Below are 15,924 nucleotides of genomic sequence, written 5' to 3'. Positions count from 1 at the left end.
GACACCACGTTACCTTCCCCTAGGCTGGGGGAACACTCAGCCCCGCCCATGCGTGTGCGTCGACGCCGCGCATCGAGCTCTCAGAGGTGTGCATGTTCCAGAAGATCCTTGTGGCGAATCGCGGCGAGATCGCGATCCGGGCATTCCGAGCGGCAGTGGAGGTCGGGGCCCGCACCGTCGCGGTCTTCCCCCATGAAGATCGCGGTTCGGTGCACCGGCTGAAGGCCGACGAGGCGTACGAGATCGGTGAACGCGGCCACCCCGTCCGCGCCTACCTGGACGTCGACGAGATCATCCGCGTCGCCCGCGAGTCGGGCGCCGACGCGATCTACCCCGGCTACGGCTTCCTGTCCGAGAACCCGGAGCTGGCGGAGAAGGCTGCCGCGAACGGCATCGTCTTCATCGGGCCGCCCGCGAAGGTCCTGGAGATGGCGGGCAACAAGGTCGAGGCCAAGCGCCACGCGATCGAGGCCGGGGTGCCGGTGCTCCGATCGACCGAGGCCTCCGACGATGTCGACGCCCTGGTGGCGCAAGCGGAGGACATCGGGTTCCCGCTGTTCGCCAAGGCGGTCGCGGGTGGCGGCGGTCGTGGCATGCGGCGCGTCGAGACCCTGGGCGACCTCGCTCCGGCGCTGGCCGAGGCGATGCGTGAGGCCGGCAGCGCCTTCGGCGACCCCCGCATGTTCCTGGAGCAGGCCGTCGTGCGGCCACGCCACATCGAGGTGCAGATCCTGGCGGACAAGACGGGCGAGACCGTGCATCTGTTCGAGCGCGACTGCTCGGTGCAGCGACGCCATCAGAAGGTCGTCGAGATCGCCCCCGCGCCGAACCTCGACGACGACGTCCGGCACGCTCTGCACGGGTACGCCGTGGCCTTCGCACGCTCGATCGGCTATGAGAACGCCGGCACGGTGGAGTTCCTTCTGGAGACCGCGGGGGAGCGGGCCGGGGAGGTCGTGTTCATCGAGATGAACCCGCGCATCCAGGTCGAGCACACCGTGACGGAGGAGGTCACCGACGTCGACCTCGTGCAGAGCCAGCTGCGCATCGCCGCCGGCCAGACCCTGGCCGAGCTCGGTCTGCAACAGGAGAACCTGCACCTGCGCGGTGCGGCGCTCCAGTGCCGCATCACGACGGAGGACCCGACGCAGGGCTTCCGTCCCGACACCGGGAAGATCACCACCTACCGTTCGCCCGGTGGTGCGGGGATCCGGCTCGACGGGGGAACCGTGCACCAGGGCGCGCAGATCAGCCCGCACTTCGACTCGATGCTGGCGAAGCTCACCTGCCGCGGCCGCGACTTCCCCGCGGCGGTGGCCCGTGCCCGTCGCGCGCTCGCGGAGTTCCGCATCCGCGGGGTGTCGACCAACATCCCGTTCCTGCAGGCGCTGCTCGACGACGCCGCGTTCGTTCGTGGCGACGTCAGTACCTCCTTCATCGACGAGCGCCCCGAGCTCCTGCGCGGACGCGTGTCGAAGGACCGTGGCACCAAGATCCTCAACTGGCTCGTCGACGTCACGGTCAACAAGCCGCACGGCGCGCATCCCGGGGTCGTCGACCCGGTGACGAAGCTCCCCGTGATCGACCTCGCCGCGACGCCGCCGTCCGGGTCGAGACAGCGTCTGCTCGACCTCGGCCCCGAGGGGTTCGCCCGCAGCCTCCGTGCACAGACGGCGCTCGCGATCACCGACACCACCTTCCGTGACGCGCACCAGTCGCTGCTGGCCACCCGGGTGCGCACGAAGGACCTCGTCGCCGCGGCGCCCTACCTCGCCCGGCTCACGCCCGAGCTGCTGTCGGTCGAGGCCTGGGGCGGTGCGACCTACGACGTCGCGCTGCGGTTCCTCGGCGAAGACCCGTGGGAGCGCCTCGACAAGCTGCGTGCCGCCCTGCCCAACGTGGCGATCCAGATGCTGTTGCGAGGACGCAACACGGTCGGCTACACCCCGTACCCGACCGCGGTGACACAGGCGTTCGTGGCGGAGGCGGCGGCGAGCGGCGTCGACATCTTCCGCATCTTCGACGCCCTGAACGACGTCGAGCAGATGCGTCCGGCGATCGAGGCGGTGCGCAGCACGGGCACGGCCGTCGCGGAGGTCGCGCTGTGCTACACCGGCGACCTGCTCGACCCGGCGGAGGAGCTCTACACCCTCGACTACTACCTCGGCCTGGCGGATCAGATCGTCGCCGCGGGTGCCCACATCCTCGCGATCAAGGACATGGCGGGCCTGCTGCGACCGGCGGCCGCGGCGAAGCTCGTGACGGCGCTGCGCGATCGTTTCGACCTCCCCGTGCACCTGCACACCCACGACACCCCGGGCGGGCAGCTGGCGACGCTCCTCGCGGCCAGCGCGGCGGGCGTCGATGCGGTCGATGCGGCTTCCGCACCGCTGTCGGGAACCACGAGCCAGCCGTCGCTGTCGTCGCTGGTGGCCGCGCTCGCGCACACCGAGCGCGACAGCGGGCTGTCGCTCGCGGCGGTCTCCGATCTCGAGCCGTACTGGGAGGCCGTGCGGCGGCAGTATGCGCCGTTCGAGTCCGGGCTGCCGGGACCCACGGGGCGGGTCTACCACCACGAGATCCCGGGCGGTCAGCTGTCGAACCTGCGACAGCAGGCGAAGGCTCTGGGACTGGCGGACGACTTCGAGCTCATCGAGGACATGTACGCCGCCGCCGACCGGATCCTCGGACGCGTGCCGAAGGTGACCCCCTCCTCGAAGGTCGTCGGAGATCTCGCTCTGCATCTCGCCGCGGTGAAGGCCGATCCCGCCGACTTCGAAGCGAACCCGGAGAAGTACGACGTGCCGGACTCCGTCGTCGGCTTCATGGCAGGCGAGCTCGGTGACCTGCCGGGCGGGTGGCCCGAGCCGTTCCGTTCCAAGGTGCTCGCCGGGCGATCGGTGCGTGCGGGGCTGACGGCCCTCACCGCCGAGGACGAGGCGGATCTCGCCGGATCGAGCGAGCAGCGCCGTTCACGACTGAACACGCTGCTGTTCCCGGCGCCGACCGCCGAATTCCGTGAGCGCCGCGAGCTGTTCGGCGATCTGTCCGTGCTCGACACGAGCGACTACCTGTACGGGCTCGTTCCCGGGCAGGAGCACCTGATCGAGATCGACCGCGGTGTGCAGCTGTACGTCGGGCTCGAGGCGATCGGCGATGCCGACGACAGAGGCATGCGCACCGTGATGACGACGCTGAACGGTCAGCTCCGTCCGGTGTTCGTCCGCGACCGCTCCGTGGCGGTCGACGCGCACGAGGTGGAGAAGGCCGACACGTCCGTCCCCGGTCAGGTCGCGGCGCCGTTCTCCGGAGTGGTCACGCTCAAGGTCGAGGTCGGTGCGGCCGTCAGGGCCGGGGAACCGGTGGCATCGATCGAGGCGATGAAGATGGAGGCGGCCATCACCGCCCCCGTCGACGGCGTGATCGAGCGGCTTGCCATCGCCGAGACCCAGCAGGTCGACGCGGGTGATCTTTTGGTCGTCATCCGTCCGTCGCACTAATCTTGTGCGGGCGAGGCCGCGCACTGCGTTGCGCACCCGAGGCCCCGCACAGGCTTGGAGTGACACGTGACCACGAAGAAGACAGGCGACCCTGACGAGAATCCGCTGGGGGTGCTGGACGACACCGGGTCGATCGACACGGCGGGCATCGGCATCCTCGGCGGGACCGCCCAGGTGCGGGTGACGCTGCCGATCGAGGAGGACGACGACCTCGTCGATGACGGTGTCGTGGACGGCGAGGTGGTGGGCGACCTCATCATCGACGACGTCGCGGTCGAGGGCGCCCCTGTTCCGATCGCCGCTGCGGCGATCACGATCAGCTCGACGCCCGTGACTCCGCCGGTGGAAGAGGCGACGGCGGCGTCGCCGGTGTCGTCCGATACGCCGCCGCCCGCCCCGGCGCCGGAGAAGCCGATCGTGAAAGCCGCGATCGACGAGGGGGCTCAGCGACCCGCCGGGTCCGAGACCGATGCGGTGCGGGAGGTGATCGTGCTCGACGACTCGTCCGCGGGTGACGAGCCCGGCTCGGACGACGTCTCGTCCCCGCACGCCGAGGAGGAGGCGGCCGCCGCCCGCTTCCTCGCGAAGGCTGGTGCGGATGCGGGGGCTGCTGCCTCCCCGTCCTCCGTCTCGCCAGGTCCATCGCCCCGGAAGGAGCCACGGATGTCCACGTCCGACAGCCGATCCGTCACCCCGTCGCCGGTGCAGCCCGCACCCGCCGCCGAGGTCACCCTCGCCTCGAAGCGCCTCGGGGAGCTCAGCGAGTCCGCGCGTGAGTCCGCCGATCTGCTGACGGCCGACCGTCTGCTCGACCCGCACCACGTCACCAAGCCCGAGCCGGAGGGCGGCTGGAGCCACTTCCTCTATACGGTGTCCGGTCGGCGGATCAACATCGGTGACAGCCGACGGGCCCGCGAACGCAAGGCGCTCACGGCGCGCATCGGCGCGCCGCTGACGGGCGGTGCGCGCTTCATCCCCGTGCTGTCCCGCAAGGGCGGCGTGGGCAAGACCACCATCACCGCGCTTCTCGGCATGGCTCTCGCCGATGCCCGCGAGGACCGCGTGATCGCGGTGGACGCGAACCCGGATCGCGGCACCCTCGCCGACCGGGTCGTCCGTCCGCAGCACGGCAAGTCCGTGCGCGATCTCGTGCGTATCCGTGACGAGGTGCGCGGCTACCACGACATCTCCGCGATCGTGGCTCGTGACGCGACCAGGCTCGACGTGCTCGCGTCCGACGCCGACCCGCACGTGGCCGAGGCCTTCAGCGACACCGACTACCGCGATGTCGCCGCGGTCGCCGCGCACTACTACTCGCTCGTCCTCACCGACACCGGTACCGGCATCGTGCACTCGGTGATGTCGGCCACGCTCGATCTCGCCGATCAGCTCGTGATCGTGTCGGGTCTCAGCGTCGACGAGGCACGCCTCGCGTCCGAGACGCTCACGTGGCTGGAGACCAACGGCTACACCGAGCAGGCGCGCAACGCGATCGTGGTGCTCAACCAGTCCACGCCGGGCAGCCCGCTCGTGCGCCTCAACGAGCTGCAGGCCCACTTCGCCACCCGGGTGCGCAGCGTGGTGCGGGTCCCGTACGACCCGCAGATCGCGGGCGGAGGGAGCATCGTGTTCGCGAACCTGCAGCCGGAGACCCGCACGGCCGCGCGGGAGCTCGCCGCCCTGCTCGTCGAGGGCCTGCGGGCGAAGGCCGCCTGATGGCCGTCCGCGAGATCCGCATCTTCGGCGACCCGGTCCTGCGAACGGTGTGCGCTCCGATCGATGAGATCGACGACGGCGTCCGCGCCCTGGTGGCCGACCTCGTCGACACGGTCGCGCTCCCCGGACGGGCCGGTGTGGCCGCGAACCAGATCGGCGTCGCCGTCCGGGCGTTCAGCTACAACATCGACGGCGACATCGGCTACGTCCTCAATCCTGTGCTGACCGAGGTTCGCGGGGAACCCCAGCCCACGGGGGAGGGGTGCCTGTCCGTGCCGGGCTTGTGGCACGACGCGCAGCGCCATCCGTGGGCCAGGGTCGAGGGCATCGATCTCGACGGGCAGCCTGTGGTGCTCGAGGGCGAAGGGCTGTTGGCCCAGGCGCTCCAGCACGAGACGGACCACCTCGACGGCAAGCTCTTCCTCACCCGGCTCGACCCGGAGACGCGCAAGGTCGCGATGCGGCAGGTGCGCGAGAGCTCCTGGTTCTAGCCGCATGAAGAAGGGCCCCGCCGCGGCGGGGCCCTTCTGCGACTGAGGTGCCGCTCAGCCGCCGATGGCGACGTTGGTGGTGGCGACCGGCTCGTCGTAGATCGCGGAGATCTCGTCGGCGAAGTCGTTCATGATGACGTTGCGCTTGATGGAGAGCTTCGGGGTGAGGTGGCCGGAGGCCTCCGTCCACTCCGAGTCGAGGATCGTGAACTTGCGGATCGACTCGGCCCGCGAGACCCGCTGGTTGGCCGCGTCCACCGCGCGCTGCACCTCGGCGCGCACCGCCGGGTTGGTGGAGGCATCCGCGAGCGACATCTTCTCGTCCAGTCCGTTGTTGGCGAGCCAGGTGGGCAGCATCTCGGGGTCGAGCGTCACGAGCGCCGAGATGAACGGGCGCTGATCGCCCACGACGACCACCTGGCCGACGATCGGGTTCGCGCGGATGGGATCCTCGAGTGCGGCGGGTGCGACGTTCTTGCCGCCGGCGGTGACGATGATCTCCTTCTTCCGGCCGGTGATGGTGAGGAAGCCCTCGGAGTCGAAGCTGCCGATGTCGCCGGTGTGGAACCAGCCGCCCTCGCTGAAGGCTTCGGCGGTGGCCTCCGGGTTGTTCCAGTACTCCTTGAAGACGTTGATGCCGCGGACCTCGATCTCGCCGTCGTCCGCAAGCCGGATGCCGACCCCGGGAAGAGCGGGGCCGACGGTGCCGATCTTGGACTTGTCCGCGAGGTTCACGGTGGCCGGTGCCGTGGTCTCGGTGAGGCCGTAGCCCTCGAGGATGACGACGCCGAGGCTGTGGAAGAAGTGGCCGAGGCGGGCGCCGAGGGGAGCCGAGCCCGACACCGCGTAGACCACGTTGCCGCCCATGGCCTCGCGCAGCTTGCTGTAGACCAGCTTGTTGAAGAGCGCGAACTTGAGCTTCATGCCGAACGGGATCTTCTTGCCCTCTTCGAGGAGGCGCGAGTGCTCGATCGCGACGTCGGCGGCTGCGCGGAAGATCTTGCCCTTGCCGCCCGCTTCGGCCTTCTGCTCCGCCGAGTTGTAGACCTTCTCGAACACGCGCGGGACGGCGAGGAGGAACGTGGGCTTGAACGAGCCGAGTGCCGGCAGCAGCTGGCGCGTGTCCGGCTGATGACCCGTGCGCACGCCGGCGTGGATGTTGAGGATCGAGATGAAGCGTGCGAACACGTGCGCGGTGGTGATGAACAGCAGCGTGGAGGAGCCGGGCGTCTGCACGACCTCGTCGAGCGCCTTCGCGGCGTTGCGGGACAGCTCGACGAAGTTGCTGTGGGTGAGCACACACCCCTTGGGGCGCCCGGTCGAGCCGGAGGTGTAGATGAGGGTGGCGATGTCCGAGGCGACGGCGAGGGTGCGGCGGCGGTCGATCTCCTCGTCGGAGACGGACGCTCCCTGCGCGGTGAGGGTGTCGATCGCGCCGAGGTGCAGCTGCCAGACCTCGCGCAGCAGGGGGAGGTCGCTGCGCACCTCGTCGACGCGTGCGAAGTGCTCGGGAGACTCGACGATGAGCGCGATCGCACCGGAGTCCTCCAGGATCCACTGGATCTGGGAGGGGGAGCTGGTCTCGTAGATGGGGACCATCACCGCGCCCGCGTAGAACAGGGCGAAGTCGACCAGCGTCCACTCGTAGGTCGTCCGGGCGAGGAAGCCGACCTTCTCGCCGGGTTGGATGCCGGCGGCCGCGAAGCCCTTCGCCAGGGCGATGACCGCGGTCTGGAAGTCGGCGGCGGAGATGTCGCGCCACCCGTCGCCCTGGGGGACGGAGAAGAGGGGGCGGTCGGGCGTGGCGCGCACGCGCTCCGCGAGAAGGTCGGCGACGTTCGCGTCGGGATCGGCGGGGACGATCGCGGGGACTTCAAACTGGACCACGGCAGCTCCTTCGGTACCGGTCGGGCACGGGCGTTGGTTCGAGTCTAGGGCATGGCACCCGGTCGCGCTCAGGGTGAAACTGAGTCGCGCACGGCCTGTGCGAGCGGGGCTGGGGCGGACACCGGAGCGGCGCTAGACTTCACCTCGATGTTCTACTGGCTGATGAAGTACGTCGTGATCGGCCCCGTGGTCAAGGCGGTGTTCCGCCCCTGGATCGTGGGCCGGAAGAACGTGCCCGCGAGCGGTGCGGCGATCCTCGCCAGCAATCACCTCTCGTTCGCCGACTCCATCTTCCTTCCCCTCGTGATCGATCGGCCGATGTCGTTCCTCGCCAAGAGCGACTACTTCACCGGTCGCGGCCTCAAGGGCTGGTCGACGAAGTTCTTCATGAAGGCGACAGGACAGCTGCCCATCGACCGCTCGGGCGGCAAGGCCTCGGAGGCTTCGCTCAACACGGGACTGCAGGTGCTCGGCGGCGGCGAGCTGCTCGGCATCTATCCGGAGGGGACGCGCAGCCCCGACGGCAAGCTCTACCGCGGACGCACCGGCATCGCGCGGATGGCGCTCGAGGCGAAGGTCCCCGTGGTCCCCGTGATCATGGTCGACACCGACACCGCGATGCCGATCGGTCGACGCATTCCCCGCATCATGCGGGTCGGGATCGTGATCGGCGAGCCCCTCGACTTCTCTCGCTACGCGGGCATGGAGAACGACCGCTACATCCTGCGCTCCGTCACCGACGAGATCATGGTGGCGCTGCAGCGACTGGGTCAGCAGGAGTACGAAGACGTCTACGCCTCGACCGTGAAGGACCGCCTGCCCACCCGCGTCACATAGCCTCCGCAGCGCATCTCGGCACCGTCGCCGACCAGTAGGCTTGACGCATGCTCCCGCACCACATCGATGCCCTTGATGCCTGGCGCTCGCTTCCCATCAAGCAGCAGCCGCAGTGGCCGGACGCCGACCGCGTCGCCGACGTCTCCCGGCAGATCGCCGCTCTCCCGCCGCTGGTCTTCGCGGGGGAGGTCGACAATCTTCGCGACCGCCTCGCGCGTGCCGCCTCCGGCCAGGCTTTCCTGCTCCAGGGCGGCGACTGCGCCGAGACCTTCGCGGGCGCGACCGCGGAGCAGATCCGCAACCGCATCAAGACGGTGCTGCAGATGGCGGTGGTGCTCACCTACGGGGCGTCGATGCCGATCGTGAAGATGGGGCGCATGGCCGGGCAGTTCGCCAAGCCGCGCTCGAGCGACACCGAGACCCGTGGCGAGGTCACCCTGCCGGCGTACCGTGGCGACATCGTCAACGGCTACGACTTCACGGAGGGCTCGCGCCAGGCCGACCCCGGTCGTCTGCTGCAGGGCTACCACACGGCCGCGTCGACGCTGAACCTGATCCGCGCGTTCACGCAGGGTGGTTTCGCCGATCTGCGCGAGGTGCACTCGTGGAACAAGGGGTTCGCGCAGAACCCGGCCAACCAGCGCTACGAGCGCATGGCCGCCGAGATCGACCGGGCCATCAAGTTCATGGAGGCTGCGGGCGCCGACTTCGACGAGCTGAAGCGCGTCGAGTTCTTCACCGGCCACGAGGGCCTCCTGATGGATTACGAGCGGCCGATGACGCGCATCGACTCGCGCACGGACACCCCGTACAACACGTCCGCCCACTTCCTGTGGATCGGTGAGCGCACGCGCGAGCTCGACGGCGCGCACGTCGACTACTTCTCGAAGATCCGCAACCCGATCGGCGTCAAGCTCGGCCCGACGACGACGCCGGAGACGGCTCTCGCGCTGATCGACAAGCTCGACCCCGAGCGCGAGCCCGGACGACTGACCTTCATCACGCGCATGGGTGCCGGCAAGATCCGCGATGCGCTGCCTCCGCTGCTCGAGGCGGTCCGCGAGTCGGGCGCGCAGCCGCTGTGGGTCACCGACCCCATGCACGGCAACGGCATCACGACGCCCACGGGATACAAGACGCGGCGCTTCGATGACGTGGTCGACGAGGTGCGCGGCTTCTTCGAGGCGCACCGCTCCGTGGGCACGTTCCCGGGCGGCATCCACGTCGAGCTCACGGGCGACGACGTGACCGAGTGCCTCGGCGGCTCGGAGCAGATCGACGAGGCCGCCCTCGCGACGCGCTACGAGAGCCTGTGCGACCCGCGCCTGAACCACATGCAGTCCCTGGAGCTGGCGTTCCTCGTGGCCGAGGAGCTCGAGAAGCGCTGACGCCGCGGACACTGCATGACGAAGGGGCCGGAACATCGTTCCGGCCCCTTCGTCATGCGCCGACTCAGCCGGCGAAGCCCATCGTGAGCGTGATCGTCGCGCCCTTCCGCTGCGGGTCCGTCGGACTGTACGACTCGACGCGCGTGTTCTGATTGGCCAGCAGATCCCACACCGAGTCCGGGAGACCGGTGCCGCTCGTGTACGCCCACTTGAAGCCGGCGTCACGCAGTGCCTTGGTCGCCTCGTCGCGGGACAGCCCTGACACGTCGGGGACGTCGAACAGCGGCGGACCCTGGGAGACGATGAGCTGCACGGTCTCGCCCGGACGCCAGGACCCCTCCTCGCCACGCTCGGCGATACCGATGACGCGGTCCTTCCCGATCGTGTCGCTGGGCTGGTACTGGCTCTCGGCGTTGACCTTGAGGCCCTTGCTGGTGAGGGCGTCGGTCGCCTGGCTCACGGTCATATCGCTCACATCCGGCACGGGGCCGCGCGAGATCTGGATGGTGGCGGTGTCCTTCTCGAAGACCGTGCAGCCCTCGTCGCAGCCGTAGGCGTCGCCACCCGCGCGGGGGGTGATGCGCACGTTGATGACCGAGCCGTCGGCGACGTCGGTGAAGTACTCCTCGTCGTCGGTGATCTCCAGGTTCGCCCCCTCCAGGGCCGTGCGCACCTCGTCGGCAGGCACCCCGGCCACGGCGGCGATGTCGTGCGACGCGGGTCCGGCGGAGACGACGACCGCGACCGTCGCCCCCTTGTCGAGGCGTGAGCCCTCGCCCGGATCGGTCTCGATCACGGTGCCCTTGTCGACATCGACCGAGAACTCGTCGCGCTGCGTCGGCACGAATCCGGCATCGGTGAGCTCGGCGGCGGCCTGGTCGTACGTCTGACCCGCGACGGCGGGTACGGCGATGAGCGAGCCGGGGCCGGAGCCGAACCACCAGCCGACGCCGCCGGCGAGCACGGCCAGCAGCAGCACGAGGGACAGGAGGAAGGCTCCGCGGGCGCGGCGCTTGGATGCACGGCGCCGCAGGATCGTGGCGTTGTCGACCGTGCCGGCGGTGGGCGCGACAGCGTCGGGGATCACCATCGTGCCCGGCATCACCTTGGTCAGGTCGCCCGAGTCGGCGGCGCTCTGGGGGGGAACGGTCGCCCTGGTCACCGCGGGGGAGATGCCGAGCTCGCGCTCGATGTCGCGAAGGCGCTCGAGCATCTGCTGTGCATCGTCCGGCCGCTCGTCCGGCGACTTCTCGGTCGCCCACAGCACGAGCTCGTCCAGCTGCTCGGGAACGGCGGGATTGCGCACGCTGGGGCGCGGCACCGACTCCGTGGCGTGCTGGAACGCGATCTGCATCGGCTGCTCGCCCTTGTAGGGCTGCTCGCCCACGAGCATCTCGTACAGCATGATGCCGAGCGCATAGATGTCGCTGCGTGCGTCGGCCGTTCCGCGGGTGACGAGCTCCGGCGCGAGGTAGGCGATGGTGCCGAGGAGCTGCTGTCCGGTCGCGGTGTTCGCGGTCGTCGCGCGGGCCAGTCCGAAGTCGCCGATCTTGATGCGGCCGTCCTCGGCGAGCAGCACGTTCTCGGGCTTCACGTCGCGGTGCACGATCCCGGCACGGTGCGCCGCGGAGAGCCCGGCGAGCACGGCGTCCATGATCGTGATGGTCTGCGCGACCGTGAGGCGTTTCTGCTCCCGGAGGAGTTCGCGCAGGGTGATGCCGGGCAGGTACTCCATCACCAGGTAGGCGAGCTCGCCGTCCTGGCCCTGGTCGAAGACGTTCACGACGTGCGGATCGGCCAGTCGTGCCGCGGCGCGCGCCTCCTGGATGAAGCGGCTCTGGAACGCGGAGTCGTCGCTGAGGTGCGCGTGCATGACCTTGAGGGCGATGCGGCGTTCGAGGCGGAGGTCCGTGGCGACGTATACCGTGGCCATCCCGCCGCGCGCGATTCGAGCTCGGACTCGGTACCGACCGTCGACGAGCCGCCCGATGAGGGGGTCGGCCTGCTGATTGGTCGTCACGTCAGAATTCTAGGGAGGATTGCCTGAAAGCCCCGGGAGCGCCTCACCCCTGGACCCCGTATTCCCCGGACATCTCAGCCGTACAGCGCGAGCCAGGCGTAGGCCTGAGCCTCCCACTGCCCGTACTTGTCGGGGTAGGCGGAGATCTGCACGGCCTGCGCTGCGGCGGTGAACGACAGGCTCTCCCACCCGGGGATGTCGAGCAGGCCTCGGGTGACCGTGCCGTTCGGATCGCTCGGGCCGCCATAGAACACGCGGGTGCTGCGGTCGGCGTCCATGATCTGCTCCGGCGTGCCCCACCCGGTGCTCGGGCGCTGCTGGAAGATGCCGAGCGAATCCCGATCGCCCCAGTCCAGGTTGCGCAGCCCGGACTCGACCATGCCGGTCGCGAGCGCCGTCGCGATGGCGCGATCGGACACGCCGAGCTCGCGACCGATACGGATGATGAGGGCGGCGGTGCCGGCCTGCTCCGCGGTGAGAGCGGCGCTGAGTTGACCTCCCGGTGCGGGAGCGGCCGCCGGGGCTGTGGCCGGCGCAGGAGCCGCGGCCGCCTGCACGGCGATCTTCTGCCCGGGGTAGATGATCGACGACGGCCCGAGACCGTTCAGTGCGAAGAGAGCCTGCGTCGTGGTGCCGTAGGACTGGGCGATCCCGTACAGCGTGTCACCGGCAGCGACCGTGTGCGTCGTCGCCGCGGGAGCGGGCGCCGGAGCCGGAGCCGGAGCGGGAGCGGGTGCCGCGGCGGGCGCAGCCGCGGGCGCGCCGATGGCGAGGCTCTGCCCCGGGTAGATGATCGAGGCGCGGGTGAGCCTGTTCGCGGACAGGACCGCATCGACGCTCGTGCCGTAGCGCTGCGCGATGGCGTAGACCGTGTCTCCCGCGACGACGGCGTGCACGGTGGTGGCGGCCGGTGCGGGCGCCGGTGCCGGAGCAGGCGCCGGAGCGGCGGCAGGATGGAGCACGAGCGTCTGCCCCGGGTAGATCACGGAGCGCCAGGACAGGCCGTTCCAGGTCAGGACATCGGCCGTGCGCAGCCCGAAGCGAGCGGCGATCGCCGCCACGGTGTCGCCCGGCTGGACGATATAGGTTGCCGGCGCCACCTGGGCGGGCACGCCGCGCGGGGGAGCGGTGCGCTGCCGTTCGAGCGGCGCGACCGAGGCGTCGGTCACGGCGACGGCCGGCGCGGCTGTCAGCGTTGCGGCGAGAGCGCCGGCGATCGCGGCGGGCAGCCCCAGCTGCAGGGTTCGAGCGCGGCGAGCAGCGGTCTGAAGGTTCACGACGGGCCCCCTTTTCGAGCACTTCACGCTGACACGGATGTATAGAGATGTCAACAGAAGTGACACATGTGAACAGTGTGACGCGAGTGCTGAAATGCGTCAGGGACGCCGAGGTGAGATAGTGGGCATCGTGTCTGAGAACGTTGCCGCCTCACCCGAAGCCGCCCCCGTCGAGTGGTTGACGCTGCCCGACCTCGTCGAGGTCCTCGGTGAGCCGCTGGGACGCGTGCGTCGACTGATCGACGACCATCACCTGGTCGGATCGCGTCGTACCGGTGTCTTCGCCGTGCCGTCCGTGTTCATCGTCGACGGGCACCCGCTGAGTTCGCTGCGCGGCACGGTCATCGTGCTGCAGGATGCGGGCTTCAGCGATGACGAGCTCATCGACTGGCTTCTGGCGGAGGAGGAGAGCCTCGGCCGTTCGCCCATCGCGTCGCTGCTCGCCGGCCACAAGAGCGAGGTCCGCCGACTCGCGCGCACCCTGGCCTGAGCGGGCTTCAGGCAGAGCGCACTGTCGCGGCTCGCCCGAGGTCGCGGAGCTCGCCCACGGCGGCGTTGTCGAGCGGAGCTCCGGTCAGCGCCCTGTCCGCCTCGCGGGCGTAGGCGGAGATCATGTCTTCCACCCGTGCGAGCGCGCCGGAGTCCGCGATGGTCGACTGCAGAGCGGCCACCTGCTGCGCACTCAGGGCCGGGTCGCCGAGCAGCTCATCGAGGATGGTGCGTGCGGGCGCGTCGAGCGCCTCGCGGGTCAGCGCGACCAGAACCGTCCGCTTGCCCTCTCGCAGATCGTCGCCGGCCGGCTTGCCCGTCACGCTGCTGTCGCCGAAGACGCCCAGCACGTCGTCTCGGAGTTGGAACGCCATCCCGACCGGGTGACCGAAGCGCCGCAGCGCTGCGAGCTGCTCGTGGTCTGCGCCGGCGAAGGCGGCACCGAGGACGAGCGGCTGCTCGATGCTGTACCTGGCCGACTTGAGCGAGGCGATGCGCAACGCGCGTTCCGCGTGCTCCTCCGCCGGATTGACGCTCCAGGCGGACTCCTCTGCGATGTCCAGGAACTGGCCCGTGGTCACATCGCGTCGCATGCGGGCGTACTCCCCGCGCACGGCGCTCGCGTGCGGATGGCCGTCGAGGGCGGCTTCGAGCAGGTCGTCGCTCCACGCCACCAGGAGGTCGCCGAGCAGAACGGCCCCCGCGCGACCGAAAGCCTCCGCGTCTCCGCTCCAGCGGGCGCCGCGGTGCGACGCCTCGAGGGCGCGATGGGCCGCGGGGCGACCGCGCCTGGTGTCGGAATTGTCGATCAGGTCGTCGTGCACGAGGGCGGCGGATTGGAAGATCTCGAGGGCCGCGCACAGATCCCACAGGCGGTCGTCCTCGGTGGCCGTGCGCTCGTGGAAACGGGCGACGGCACGCCACCCGGCATGACAGAAGCGCGCGCGCAGTCGCTTGCCACCCGCTAGCGTGCTCGCCGCCATGTCGAGGAACGCGCCCGCATCCGGCCCGTAGGCCGATGACTCCTCCCGCATGCGTGCGAGGAAGCCGTCCAGTCGGGCGGCGACGGCGTCGGGGACGGGAGAGGCTGACGGCACGACTCCCAGCATACGTAAAGGAAGGGAGGGGCCTGACGCTGGCCCCGGACGCCCGTCGAGCGTAGACTGGAGTGCACCATACCCGAGGGGGACGAGATGCCACTCTCCGAACAGGAGCAACGTCTGCTCGACGAGATGGAACGCCATCTCCTTCACAATGACGCCGATGTGGTGAGCGCGCCGTCCGGTGACCGCGCACTCAGCTATCGCAACCTCGTCTACGGGGCGCTCCTGCTGCTCGCGGGCGTCGGCGGTCTCGTCGTCGGTGTCATCCTCGGCGATGTCTGGGGTGTGGTGGTCGGGGTCATCGGATTCGCGGCCATGCTTGCCGGCGTCATGCTCGCGGTCACCCCCGTGCGTCGCTCGGCGCCGGCCGAGCCGCGTCAGCGTTCGACCGCGAAGCGACAGGACTCCTCCTCCTTCATGGATCGCATGAACGATCGCTGGGATCGCCGCCAAGACGGACGGTGACCCGCCCCACCTTCTCTGAGAAGCCCGGATGCTCTGCATCCGGGCTTTTTCCGTGTGTGGACTCTTTCCTCCACTGGGCCTCCACGACCCTCCACTGACGCTCCACCCCGCTCCACCGCATAATCACGCGGTTCTCTGGCGCGCCCGGAGCCCTTAGAGCAGAATCTACGGGCATTCGTCATAGGAAAGTGGAGTAAAGTGGAGTAAAGTGGGGCGCACCTCGAGTTGGCCGGACGGAGAGGGGGTGAAGGCCGATGCTGCTGGGCACGCACTCACCGAAGCTGGACGACAAGGGACGGGTCATCCTTCCCGCGAAGTTCCGCGAGGACCTGGGCGGCGGCATCGTCGTCACCCGCGGTCAGGAGCGCTGCCTCTACGTCTTCAGCACGGCCGAGTTCGAGGCGATGCACGAGCGGATCCGTCAGGCGCCGCTCGCGAACAAGCAGGCACGTGACTTCATGCGCCTGTTCCTCTCCGGAGCAAGCGCGGAGATGCCCGACAGCCAGAACCGCATCACCATCCCCGCCCACCTGCGTCAGTACGCCGGTCTTCAGAAGGCGCTCATCGTGACCGGAGTCGGTGCTCACGCCGAGATCTGGGACGCCGAGAGCTGGAACGCCTACCTCGCCGCTGGTGAGGAGTCCTACGCCGAACTGGAGCAGGAGGTGATTCCGGGACTGTTCTGACCACGGCTGTGATGCCCCGCCGCTCCCGCCCCGACACACTTCCCCGGTGCCGGGTCGCGAAGCGG

12 protein-coding genes are annotated in these 15,924 nt (G+C 69.7%); 8 read left to right on the top strand and 4 right to left on the bottom strand.

The genetic code is table 11. The annotated features are described in order from the left end of the window. The first annotated feature begins 92 nt into the window (after positions 1-92). From KV394_RS15860 to def, 3 genes are all read left to right on the top strand, one after another. Positions 93-3,500, top strand: coding sequence for a pyruvate carboxylase (locus tag KV394_RS15860; RefSeq protein WP_136031285.1), 3,408 nt, complete (start codon positions 93-95; stop codon positions 3,498-3,500). A gap of 66 nt (positions 3,501-3,566) precedes the next feature. Next, complete coding sequence (locus tag KV394_RS15855; RefSeq protein WP_247981864.1) at positions 3,567-5,216, top strand: MinD/ParA family ATP-binding protein; 1,650 nt, start codon at positions 3,567-3,569, stop codon at positions 5,214-5,216. Continuing rightward, positions 5,216-5,707: a peptide deformylase gene (gene def / locus KV394_RS15850; protein ID WP_136045638.1), complete on the top strand. Its 492-nt coding sequence runs from the start codon at positions 5,216-5,218 to the stop codon at positions 5,705-5,707. The genes KV394_RS15855 and def overlap by 1 nt, the downstream gene beginning before the upstream one ends. A 54-nt stretch (positions 5,708-5,761) precedes the next feature. Here the strand turns inward: def and KV394_RS15845 are convergent, their stop codons facing one another. After that, the gene (locus tag KV394_RS15845) at positions 5,762-7,594 is read right to left on the bottom strand and encodes an AMP-dependent synthetase/ligase (protein WP_136045637.1); all 1,833 of its coding nucleotides are present in this window, start codon (positions 7,592-7,594) and stop codon (positions 5,762-5,764) included. A gap of 147 nt (positions 7,595-7,741) precedes the next feature. Between KV394_RS15845 and KV394_RS15840 the strand changes: the two genes are divergently transcribed. Both KV394_RS15840 and KV394_RS15835 read left to right on the top strand, forming a co-directional pair. Then, a complete protein-coding gene (locus KV394_RS15840; RefSeq protein ID WP_136037280.1) occupies positions 7,742-8,431 on the top strand; it encodes a lysophospholipid acyltransferase family protein in 690 nt (229 codons plus the stop codon). 47 nt (positions 8,432-8,478) lie between these two features. After that, positions 8,479-9,819, top strand: a complete 1,341-nt coding sequence (locus KV394_RS15835) for a class II 3-deoxy-7-phosphoheptulonate synthase (RefSeq protein ID WP_136031294.1) — start codon at positions 8,479-8,481, stop codon at positions 9,817-9,819. Positions 9,820-9,883: 64 nt separating this feature from the next. On the opposite strand, the gene pknB is transcribed toward KV394_RS15835, so the two are convergent. Together pknB and KV394_RS15825 are read right to left on the bottom strand one after the other, a co-directional pair. Then, positions 9,884-11,839 carry a Stk1 family PASTA domain-containing Ser/Thr kinase gene (gene pknB, locus KV394_RS15830; protein WP_136045636.1) on the bottom strand — a complete coding sequence of 652 codons (1,956 nt, stop codon included), beginning with the start codon at positions 11,837-11,839 and terminating at the stop codon, positions 9,884-9,886. 74 nt (positions 11,840-11,913) lie between these two features. Next, positions 11,914-13,116, bottom strand: a complete 1,203-nt coding sequence (locus tag KV394_RS15825) for a LysM peptidoglycan-binding domain-containing protein (RefSeq protein WP_247981863.1) — start codon at positions 13,114-13,116, stop codon at positions 11,914-11,916. A 121-nt stretch (positions 13,117-13,237) separates the two neighbouring features. Between KV394_RS15825 and KV394_RS15820 the strand changes: the two genes are divergently transcribed. Beyond that, positions 13,238-13,606 (top strand): Rv2175c family DNA-binding protein, encoded by a 369-nt coding sequence (locus KV394_RS15820; protein WP_205812765.1) that lies wholly within the window; start codon positions 13,238-13,240, stop codon positions 13,604-13,606. 7 nt (positions 13,607-13,613) lie between these two features. On the opposite strand, the gene KV394_RS15815 is transcribed toward KV394_RS15820, so the two are convergent. After that, entirely contained in the window at positions 13,614-14,702 is a 1,089-nt protein-coding gene (locus tag KV394_RS15815) for a polyprenyl synthetase family protein (RefSeq protein WP_240753216.1), read from the bottom strand. Positions 14,703-14,798: 96 nt separating this feature from the next. Between KV394_RS15815 and KV394_RS15810 the strand changes: the two genes are divergently transcribed. Together KV394_RS15810 and mraZ are read left to right on the top strand one after the other, a co-directional pair. After that, a complete protein-coding gene (locus KV394_RS15810) occupies positions 14,799-15,173 on the top strand; it encodes a DUF3040 domain-containing protein (RefSeq protein ID WP_136031304.1) in 375 nt (124 codons plus the stop codon). Positions 15,174-15,427: 254 nt separating this feature from the next. After that, positions 15,428-15,859, top strand: coding sequence for a division/cell wall cluster transcriptional repressor MraZ (gene mraZ, locus KV394_RS15805; protein WP_247981862.1), 432 nt, complete (start codon positions 15,428-15,430; stop codon positions 15,857-15,859). The last annotated feature ends 65 nt before the right edge of the window (positions 15,860-15,924 follow it).

It is taken from the genome of Microbacterium sufflavum (assembly GCF_023101165.1).
In the GTDB taxonomy this organism is placed as follows: Bacteria; Actinomycetota; Actinomycetes; order Actinomycetales; family Microbacteriaceae; genus Microbacterium; species Microbacterium sufflavum.
Note: the sequence above shows the minus strand (reverse complement) of the source record. Positions and strands in the feature narration are given on the sequence as shown.

What these genes read in the sequence shown, in the direction of transcription:
- KV394_RS15860 (WP_136031285.1), top strand. Translation starts at nt 93, where the DNA reads ATGTTCCAGAAGATCCTTGTGGCGAATCGCGGCGAGATCGCGATCCGG.
- def (WP_136045638.1), top strand. Translation starts at nt 5,216, where the DNA reads ATGGCCGTCCGCGAGATCCGCATCTTCGGCGACCCGGTCCTGCGAACG.
- KV394_RS15840 (WP_136037280.1), top strand. Translation starts at nt 7,742, where the DNA reads ATGTTCTACTGGCTGATGAAGTACGTCGTGATCGGCCCCGTGGTCAAG.
- KV394_RS15835 (WP_136031294.1), top strand. Translation starts at nt 8,479, where the DNA reads ATGCTCCCGCACCACATCGATGCCCTTGATGCCTGGCGCTCGCTTCCC.
- KV394_RS15810 (WP_136031304.1), top strand. Translation starts at nt 14,799, where the DNA reads ATGCCACTCTCCGAACAGGAGCAACGTCTGCTCGACGAGATGGAACGC.
- mraZ (WP_247981862.1), top strand. Translation starts at nt 15,428, where the DNA reads ATGCTGCTGGGCACGCACTCACCGAAGCTGGACGACAAGGGACGGGTC.